The organism is Streptomyces sp. Ru72 (genome assembly GCF_002920635.1).
GTDB lineage: Bacteria > Actinomycetota > Actinomycetes > Streptomycetales > Streptomycetaceae > Streptomyces.
Window position 1 is genome coordinate 23,412 of the sequence record NZ_PQSR01000089.1, and the last position, 8,965, is coordinate 32,376.

Here is an 8,965-nt window from a genome sequence, read left to right on the forward strand (position 1 = left end):
GGGGCCCGTATGCTTCACGACATGTCCACCACTCCTGAACCCGTAGCGGAGCGTTCCGCCGACGAGGTCAACGAGGAGATCCGGGCACTGTGGTTCCGCAGCGGCGGGATCCTGAGCCTCGAGGAGCGGCGGGAGTACCAGCGGCTCGTCCTGGAGTGGGCGGCGGCCTCCGCGCCGCGCCCGACGAGGGCGGCCTGACCGCCCGCCCGGCCACCTCCTGCGTTGTGACCACAGCCGACGGCGGCCGGCCCGGCATACCCGTGGGAGGCCCCGTCACCTCCGCCTCCGCGGCACCCCCGAGGGGACCGGCCCGCCGGCACCCCGAGGGGACCGCGACCCGGCCGCTCACCCCCAGGTCCCCGAGTACGCCCGGCGATAGGCGTTCCGCTCCTGCTCCGTCCGGATGTAGCGCGTGGCCACCAGCGCGACCAGGCTGCCCGCGATGACCAACAGACCGGGGCCGACGTTCCGCGGGTCGGTGAGCCGCGACAGGAATCCGTCCGCCGCCCCGGTGGCGCCGACCTCCTGGACCGCGCCAGGTGCAGCCGACCCGGGCGCGATCGCCGCCCCCTGAGACGCCGAGACGGACGGCGCGGGAGCAGCGGAGGCCCCGGCGCGCGCAGCGCCCGTCGCCTGCCCCTGCCCCGTCAGCTGGACCCCGAGCGCGGCCATCGCCCTCGTCACCGGCTGGAAGAACGTGGTACCGCCCGCCTGACAGTCCCCGCTGCCGCCCGAGGTCACCCCGAGCGCGATGCCCTCGGAGAACAACGGGCCGCCGCTGTCGCCCGGTTCGGCGCACACCGTGGTCTGGATGAGACCGGTGACCGAGCCCTCCGGGTAGTTCACCGTCGCGTTCAGTGCGGTGACCTCGCCGTCGTGCAGGCCACTGGTGCTGCCGCTGCGGAACACCTTCTCACCCACCACCGGGTCCCCGGCGGCCGTGATGCGCACCCCGCGCCCGCCCCCGATGGCCACGACGTTCTCCCCGGGCGTCGCCTGCCCGTTCTCGTACCGGATGAGGGAGAAGTCGCCGTCCCCGGGGAACTCCGAGGTGACGGTCCGGCCCAGTTGGGTCCGGCCCGTGTTGTCGGCGAACCAGAGCGTGCCGCCCGGGCCGCAGTGTCCGGCGGTGAGGACGAACTCGCTCTGCCCGTTGGTCACGTTGAAGCCCGCGGAACAGCGGCCACTGGTCGAGAAGATCGGCTGGGCGCCGGTCACGCGGGTCGTGAACCGTCCCTGGGCGCGCTCCATCCGGACGAAGTCCCCGATGCCGTGGGCGAGTCTCGTCATACGGGACCAGTCGGACGCGGAGACCGTGCGGTCGGCCTGCACCACGACCTGGTTGGTCCGGTAGTCCACGGACCAGGCGGTGCCCGCCACCTTTGGAGCGGAACTCAGCGTCTTCGTGGCCGACTTGAGCTGGTCCATGCTGTGCCGCACCATCTTGGCCCGGGCCCCGGCCGCCGTCACCGCGTCCGCGGCGGCCCTGTCCGTGACGGCGACCACGGGCTTCCCGTCGGAGGCGAGCCAGCTGCCCGCCGTCCGGGAGGTGCCGAGCCGGGACACCAGTTGGGAGCCCGTCTGCGAGGCGGTCATGGCGGACGTGCCCGTGCTGAAGGGGGTCTGCGCGCCCGACGGTTCGCTCGCCAGGGCCTGGGTGACCATCAGACCACCCAGGAGCAGTCCGCCGACGGCTGCGATGCGCGCCCCCCGCCGGACGATCCGTCGTCGTGCATGCCTCATCCATGGCTCCCGAACCCGAACAGCACGGCGTCACCACCGCGGGGCACTCCGGTCGTCGCGCGCCCTCACTCCATACGTGCGCAGGTGCCCGGGTGTTCACCGAAGCGCCGCGGAAGTCACGCCGTCGGCCGGGCGTCGCGAGCCGGGCGCCACTTCGTTCGGAGCTCTCAGAAGCACCGCAGCGAGACGCCGCTGCGCTCGTCCCCCACTGTCTCGCCCCCTGCCCTCGTACCGCATGAGGGTCATCCCGCACACGTCGCGCGGCGAACCGTCCCGCTCCGCCGGCGAACCCCCGCCAATCCCCGGCTACTCGCAAGTAACTGTCTACGCGTCAGTAACCCTTGCGTGGTCTGGCGTCCATCATTGGTCGTGAACATGTCGGGCGCGGCCGTGGCGGAGAATCCACCGCCGCACGGACGCGATGTGGACGCGAGGGAAGGGACGGGCATGACAAGACGTGGTGCGGTGCGCCGCATCGGCGCGGTGTCGGCGGTCGTGGCGCTGGGCATCGGCGGCACGGTGACCGCCGCGGGGACCGCCTCCGCGGCTCCTGCGGCGACCACCGTGAGCGTGGCGGCGGCGCAGGCCGCCGGTGTCGACTACGCCATCTGGCAGGCGGATGTGAAAGCGGTCGTCGACCAGGCGCTGCCGTACGTCCGGCAGCGCACGGCGACCGCGGCCGGGCAGAGGCTCGCGATCGTCTTCGACATCGACAACACCACGCTCGAGACCTACTTCCACCCCTGGTACCAGCTGCCCACCCCGGCGGTCCAGCCGTCGCTGGAACTCGCGAAGTACGCCAAGTCCCGCGGAGTCTCCGTCTTCTTCGTCACCGCGCGCCCCGGCATCATCGAGGCCGAGACCAAGTGGAACCTCAGGACGGTGGGCTACCCGGTCGACGGCCTGACCGTGCGGGATCTGCCGGACCTGTTCGACGAGGTGAGCGCGTACAAGACGAGCAAGCGCGCGGAGATCGAGGCGCAGGGCTACACGATCATCGCCAACGTCGGCAACAACGCCTCCGACCTGGTCGGCGGCCACGCCGAGCGTACGTTCAAGCTGCCCGACTACGACGGCACGTTGTCCTGACGGCCCCTTCGCCCGAGGGGGCGCCGGTGCGGCCGTACCGGCGCCCTCCTGCGCGAGGCACCTACACTGCGCTCATGTACGCGCTCCTGGATCAGCTCGGAACGGGCAAGTACCTGTTGGTCACCAGCTACCGCCGCAACGGCACCCCGGTCGCCACCCCGGTCTGGGTGGTGCGGGACGGCGACGCGCTCGGTGTGTGGACCGCCGCGGACTCCTGGAAGGTGAAGCGGATCCGGGCCCGCTCCGACGTCCTCGTCGGCCCCTGCGACCTTCGCGGCAATCCGACCGGCGAACAGATCCCCGCCACGGCCGAGATCTGCGACGCGGCCACCACCGCCCGCTACCGGCAACTGATCGCGCGCAAGTACGGCCTCGTCGGCCGCCTCACTCTTCTCGGCAGCCGACTGCGGCGCGGTGAGAAGGGCACGGTCGGCATCCGGGTGACGCCGACTCAGGCGTAGAACGGCCCCGGCGTGCTCCACGTCGTGTCGCCGAAGACGTTCCCCACCGACGGAGCGTCAAGTTCTGCCGTCACGCCAAGCTGTCTCCCTATGTAGACACCGTCTTGGATATGAGACAGGGTGACGGGAGTATGGGTCTCGTCTGTTTCTGAGGGAGGCCCTGTGGACGTCGGCGCCGCCGTGCTGCTCGCCGGGGCGGGGTCGCCTCCGGGCTCGCCGGTTCGATCGCCGGCCTGGCCTCTCTGTTCAGCTATCCCGCGCTGCTGGCCGCTGGGCTCCCGCCGGTGGCCGCCAATGTGACCAATACTGTTGCGCTGTTCTCCAACACGGTGGGCACCGCCGTCGGCTCCCGGGAGGAACTGCGCGGCCAGCGCCGGCGCCTCGTGCGGCTCGCCCTGCTCGCGGCCGCGGGAGGCTCGGCCGGTGCGGCCCTGCTTCTGGGCACCCCGTCCTCGGCGTTCGAGCGTGTCGTGCCGTGGCTGATCGCCCTGGGGTCCGTGCTCATCCTGGCCCGTGAGCCGTTGCGCCGGCTGGTGGCGCCGCATCCGCCGAAGGGTGATGGCGTCCGCGTCAAACTGCCGTCGGCCTGCGCGGTCCTGGTGGTGGGACTCTACGGCGGCTACTTCGGCGCCGCGGCGGGTGTGCTGATGCTGGCCGTGCTGTCGCTGTCCGCGAGTGAGCCCCTGCCCGTGACCAACGCGGTGAAGAACATCGCCACGGGCGCCGCCAACGTCACCGCGGCCGTCGCCTACGCCTTCCTGGCCCCGGTCGACTGGACGGCCGCGACCGCGCTCGGACTCGGCTGCCTCGTCGGCAGCCGGATGGGTCCGGTGATCGTACGCCGCCTGCCCGAGACCCCGCTGCGGATCGTCATCGCGCTGGCGGGTCTCGGTCTGGCCTTCTCCCTCTGGCGCCAGGCGGGCGGACGGTGAGTCGGAATCCATCGCCTCGTCAGGTTCCATCTTCGCCCACCCATTGACCTGCGGCGTCCACAACCCTAGCCTCCATCCTCATGTGTAGACGGCGTCCTTGTATGCGGACGTCGTTCAAGTAGGCGACCGTGCGGTTCAAAGGGGAACTGACCCATGCCACTTGTTGTCGTAGCGATCAGCGTGCTGATCCTGCTCTTCCTGATGACGAAGCTCAGACTCAACGGCTTCGCCGCCCTGTTGCTGGTGGCCGTGGGGGTCGCCCTCGTCCGGGGCATCCCGCTGGAGAAGATCCCCGACGTCCTCTCCGACGGCATCGGAGGGCAGATCGGCGACACCATGCTCACCATCGGACTCGGCGCCATGGTCGGCCGGGTGATGGGCGATTCCGGCGCAGCCCAGCGGATCGCCGGAAGGCTGCTCGACGTCTGCGGCCCGCGCTGGGTCCAGATCGCCATGGTGCTGACCGCCATGCTGATCGGCGTCACCATGTTCTACGAGGTGGCGTTCGTCATCATCGTGCCCATCGCGTTCACGCTGGTACGGGTCACGAGGACGAACCTGCTGTGGGTCGGCCTGCCGATGTCGATCGCCCTGTCCACCATGCACAGCTTCCTGCCGCCGCACCCAGGTCCCACCGCCGTCGCCGCGACCTTCCACGCCTCGGTCGGACTCACCCTGTTCTACGGCCTGTTCATCGCCGTCCCGGTCGGTGCCCTGATCGCCCTGGTGTGGCCACGCCTTCCGTTCGTCCGGAGGATGAGCCCGTCCATACCCACCGGCCTGGTCGGCGACCGTGTCTTCACCGAGGAGGAGATGCCCGGCATGGGCTGGTCGCTGTCCGTCGCCCTCCTGCCCGTGGTGCTGATCGCCGGCGCGGCGGTGACCGACCTGGCCACCTCCGGCTCCGGCCCCGTCCTCCACTTCGTGGCCTTCATCGGTTCCGCGCCCATCGCCCTGCTGCTCACCTTGTGCGTCGCCATCTGGGCGTTCGGCCCGCGGATCGGCCGGAGTCTTGAGGAGGTCGGTGCGTCGTGCCGGTCGGCCGCCCAGGCGATGGCGATGATCCTGCTGGTGATCGGCGCGGGCGGGGCGTTCAAGCAGGTCCTCGTCGACGGTGGGATCTCCGACTACATCAAGGACGCCACCGACGGCTGGTCCCTGTCGCCGATCATCCTCGCCTGGCTCATCGCGGCCATCCTCCGCGTGGCCCTCGGCTCGGCGACCGTCGCCGTCGTCACCGCATCCGGCGTGGCCCTCCCGCTGCTGGCGGGCGGCGGCGTGCACCCGGAGATCATGGTCCTCGCCGTCTCCTGCGGCTCGATCGCGTTCTCCCACGTGAACGACCCGGGCTTCTGGATGTTCAAGGAGTACTTCAACCTCTCCGTTCTCGACGCGATCAAGGCACGCACCACCTACACGACGGTCCTCGCGATCCTCGGCCTCGGCGGTGTCCTGGCCATGGAGTCGGTCCTGGACACCATCGGCGTGTGACCCGCGTCCCCCTCCCGCTCCACCGTCTCCCCACCTGACCGAGGAGTCCTGTCATGGGCCAGCCCACCGTCACCTCCTACTCCGTGTACCCGGTCGCCGGCCGGGACTCCATGGCACTCAACCTCTCCGGCGCGCACGGTCCCTACTTCACCCGCAACGTGGTCGTCATCGAGGACTCCGAGGGGCGCACCGGGCTCGGTGAGGTGCCCGGCGGGGCGCGGATCACACGGACCCTGCGCGAGGCCGAGCCACTCGTGGTCGGTGCACGCGTCGGCGACCACAAGCGCGTGCTGCGCGCCATGGGCGACCGGTTCGCGGACCGGGATGCGGGCGGACGCGGCGAGCAGACCTTCGACCTCCGCACCACCGTGCACGCGGTCACCGCCGTCGAATCCGCCCTCCTCGACCTGCTCGGGCAGCATCTCGAGGTGCCCGTCGCCGCCCTGCTGGGCGACGGCAAGCAGCGCGACTCCGTCCGCTTCCTCGGCTACCTGTTCTACGTCGGCGACCCCGACAGGACCGGCCTGGACTACGTCCGTGAACCCGGCGCGAGGTCCGACTGGTACCGGATCCGCCACGAGGAGGCCCTCACCGTCGAGGCGATCGTCCGGCAGGCCGAGGCCACGCACGAGCTCTACGGCTTCCGCGACTTCAAGCTCAAGGGCGGTGTCCTGCCTGGGCCTGAGGAGGTCGCGGCGGTACGCGCCCTGAAGGAGCGCTTCCCGGACGCCCGTGTCACGCTCGACCCGAACGGCTGCTGGTCGCTGCGCGAAGCCGTCGAACTGTGCCGGCCCCTGGTCGGCACCCTCGCCTACGCCGAGGACCCCTGCGGAGCGGAGGACGGCTACTCCGGGCGGGAGATCCTCGCCGAGTTCCGCAGGGCCACCGGGCTGCCCACGGCCACCAACATGATCGCCACCGACTGGCGCCAGCTCACCCACGCGCTGGCGCTGCAGTCCGTCTCCATCCCGCTCGCCGACCCGCACTTCTGGACGATGCAGGGATCGGTCCGTGTCGCCCAGTTGTGCCACGCCATGGGGCTGACCTGGGGCTGCCACTCCAACAACCACTTCGACATCTCCCTGGCCATGATGGCGCACTGCGGAGCCGCCGCCCCCGGTGCGTACAACGCGCTGGACACCCACTGGATCTGGCAGGAGGGGCTGGAGCGCCTGACCGCAGAGCCACCGCGGATCACCGGCGGCGAGATCGCCGTACCGGACACCCCCGGCCTCGGCGTCCGGCTCGACCGCGACCGGCTCCTCGCCGCCCACGAGCTGTACCTGAGCAAGGCGCTGTCGGACCGCGACGACGCCGCGGGCATGCGGTACCTCATCGAGGACTGGACGTTCGACGCCAAACGGCCCTGCATGGTGCGCGGCTGAAGCCCCGAGCGCAGCCATGCGCGTAACGGCCACTTGCCTAATGCATTTAGGAAAATGCATAATCGCTTCAGTTCCACGTACGAAGGGGCAGGCGATGGCGCGCGCAGGGCTGACCACCGAACGCCTGGTCCGGGCAGGGGCGGAACTGGCCGACGAGGTCGGCTTCGACCAGGTCACCGTCTCCGCGCTCGCCAGGCGGTTCGATGTCAAGGTCGCGAGCCTGTACTCGCACCTGAAGAGCTCCCACGACCTCAAGACCCGGATCGCCCTGCTGGCCCTGGAGGAACTCGCCGACCGGGCCGCCGAGGCGCTGGCCGGACGGGCCGGCAGGGACGCCCTGACGGCCTTCGCGAACGTCTACCGCGACTACGCCCGCGAGCACCCCGGCCGCTACGAGGCGGCGCGGTTCCGCCTCGACCCGGAGACTGCGGCCGTCAGCGCCGGGGGCAGGCACGCGCAGATGACGCGCGCGATCCTGCGCGGCTACGACCTGACGGAACCGGACCAGACGCACGCCGTCCGGCTGCTGGGCAGCGTCTTCCACGGATACGTCAGCCTGGAGGCGGCCGGAGGCTTCAATCACAGTGCTCCCGACTCGCAGGAGTCCTGGACATGGATCCTGGACCGCCTCGACGCCCTGCTGCGCAACTGGCCCGCGAACGCGGACACTCGGACGCCTTGATCACCAGGTTGAAGCGATGAACACCCACTGGATCACCACACCCGTCACCGGGGACCTCCTGCGCGGCGCCCTCGACCTGGAGCGCACCGCGCACGGCGTCCTGCCGCACCGCCTGCCCGCCAGGGCCCGCGCCCAGTGCGCCGACCCGCAACTCGCCCTGGCCGAGTCACAGCCCTCCGGCGTCCGGCTGGCCTTCCGCACCCGGGCCACCGCCGTCGAACTGGACGCGCTGCCCACCAAGCGGGTCTACGTGGGCGCCCCGCCCCGCCCGGACGGCGTCTACGACCTGCTCCTCGACGGTCACCTGGTGGGCCGGGGCAGCGTGCCGGGCGGCCACACCCTCACCATCGACATGACCACCGGAGCCGCCGAACACCGGCCCGGACAGGCCGGCACCCTCCGCTTCACCGACCTGCCCGACCGGCTCAAGGACGTGGAGATCTGGCTCCCGCACAACGAGACCACCGAGCTCGTCGCCCTGCGCACCGACGCGCCCGTGGAGCCCGTACCGGACCGGGGCCGCAAGGTGTGGCTGCACCACGGCAGTTCGATCAGCCACGGCTCCGACGCCGCGAGCCCCACCACCACCTGGCCGGCGCTCGCCGCCGCCTCCGCCGGCGTGGAACTGATCAACCTGGGTCTGGGCGGCAGCGCCCTGCTCGACCCGTTCACCGCTCGCGTCCTGCGCGACACCCCCGCCGACCTGATCAGCATCAAGATCGGCATCAATGTGGTCAACACCGATCTGATGCGTCTGCGCGCCTTCATCCCCGCCGTGCACGGCTTCCTCGACACCGTCCGCGAAGGCCACCCCACCGCACCGCTGCTGGTCGTCTCGCCCCTGCTGTGCCCCATCCACGAGGACACGCCCGGCCCCAGCACGCCGGACTTCAGCGCCCTCGCCACCGGACGACTCCGTTTCCGGGCCGCCGGGGATCCGGCGGAAGTCGCGCAGGGCAAGCTGACCCTCGCCGTCATCCGTGACGAGCTGGCCCGGGTCGTACGGCAGCGGGCGGCCGACGACCCGAACCTGCACCTGCTCGACGGCCGCGACCTCTACGGTGAGGCCGACGCCGATGAGTTGCCGCTGCCCGACGAACTCCACCCGGACGCCGACACCCATCGCCGCATCGGCGAACGCTTCGCCAAGCTGGCCTTCGCGCCCGACGGCCCCTTCCAGGT

Annotated in this window: 8 protein-coding genes and 1 pseudogene; 8 read left to right on the forward strand and 1 reads right to left on the reverse strand. The window is 71.1% G+C overall.

What is annotated here, in order from left to right; translation table 11 throughout:
* Window positions 1–9 precede the first annotated feature (9 nt).
* Window positions 10–198, forward strand: a complete 189-nt coding sequence (locus C3488_RS30340; protein WP_103844090.1) for a hypothetical protein — start codon at window positions 10–12, stop codon at window positions 196–198.
* 147 nt (window positions 199–345) lie between these two features.
* Here the strand turns inward: C3488_RS30340 and C3488_RS30345 are convergent, their stop codons facing one another.
* The gene (locus C3488_RS30345) at window positions 346–1,743 is read right to left on the reverse strand and encodes a S1 family peptidase (protein WP_103844091.1); all 1,398 of its coding nucleotides are present in this window, start codon (window positions 1,741–1,743) and stop codon (window positions 346–348) included.
* A gap of 447 nt (window positions 1,744–2,190) precedes the next feature.
* Here C3488_RS30345 and C3488_RS30350 point away from each other — a divergent pair, with 447 nt between their 5' ends.
* From C3488_RS30350 to C3488_RS30380, 7 genes and pseudogenes are all read left to right on the forward strand, one after another.
* Complete coding sequence (locus C3488_RS30350; protein WP_103844092.1) at window positions 2,191–2,832, forward strand: HAD family acid phosphatase; 642 nt, start codon at window positions 2,191–2,193, stop codon at window positions 2,830–2,832.
* A gap of 74 nt (window positions 2,833–2,906) precedes the next feature.
* Complete coding sequence (locus C3488_RS30355) at window positions 2,907–3,293, forward strand: PPOX class F420-dependent oxidoreductase (RefSeq protein WP_103844093.1); 387 nt, start codon at window positions 2,907–2,909, stop codon at window positions 3,291–3,293.
* Window positions 3,294–3,502: 209 nt separating this feature from the next.
* Window positions 3,503–4,225: pseudogene (locus C3488_RS30360) on the forward strand (sulfite exporter TauE/SafE family protein); the annotation flags it as partial.
* Between the two features lie 153 nt (window positions 4,226–4,378).
* Window positions 4,379–5,716, forward strand: coding sequence for a gluconate:H+ symporter (locus tag C3488_RS30365; RefSeq protein ID WP_103844095.1), 1,338 nt, complete (start codon window positions 4,379–4,381; stop codon window positions 5,714–5,716).
* 53 nt (window positions 5,717–5,769) lie between these two features.
* Entirely contained in the window at window positions 5,770–7,101 is a 1,332-nt protein-coding gene (locus C3488_RS30370) for an enolase C-terminal domain-like protein (RefSeq protein WP_103844096.1), read from the forward strand.
* Between the two features lie 94 nt (window positions 7,102–7,195).
* Window positions 7,196–7,783, forward strand: a complete 588-nt coding sequence (locus C3488_RS30375) for a TetR/AcrR family transcriptional regulator (protein ID WP_103844097.1) — start codon at window positions 7,196–7,198, stop codon at window positions 7,781–7,783.
* Window positions 7,784–7,799: 16 nt separating this feature from the next.
* Window positions 7,800–8,965 (forward strand): GDSL-type esterase/lipase family protein (locus C3488_RS30380; RefSeq protein ID WP_103844098.1); only part of this gene is annotated, 1,166 nt, incomplete at its 3' end.

Excerpts from the sequence above, each read along its gene's own strand:
- C3488_RS30340 (WP_103844090.1), top strand. The coding sequence starts at position 10 with ATGCTTCACGACATGTCCACCACTCCTGAACCCGTAGCGGAGCGTTCC.
- C3488_RS30345 (WP_103844091.1), bottom strand. The coding sequence starts at position 1,743 with ATGAGGCATGCACGACGACGGATCGTCCGGCGGGGGGCGCGCATCGCA.
- C3488_RS30350 (WP_103844092.1), top strand. The coding sequence starts at position 2,191 with ATGACAAGACGTGGTGCGGTGCGCCGCATCGGCGCGGTGTCGGCGGTC.
- C3488_RS30355 (WP_103844093.1), top strand. The coding sequence starts at position 2,907 with ATGTACGCGCTCCTGGATCAGCTCGGAACGGGCAAGTACCTGTTGGTC.
- C3488_RS30365 (WP_103844095.1), top strand. The coding sequence starts at position 4,379 with ATGCCACTTGTTGTCGTAGCGATCAGCGTGCTGATCCTGCTCTTCCTG.
- C3488_RS30370 (WP_103844096.1), top strand. The coding sequence starts at position 5,770 with ATGGGCCAGCCCACCGTCACCTCCTACTCCGTGTACCCGGTCGCCGGC.
- C3488_RS30375 (WP_103844097.1), top strand. The coding sequence starts at position 7,196 with ATGGCGCGCGCAGGGCTGACCACCGAACGCCTGGTCCGGGCAGGGGCG.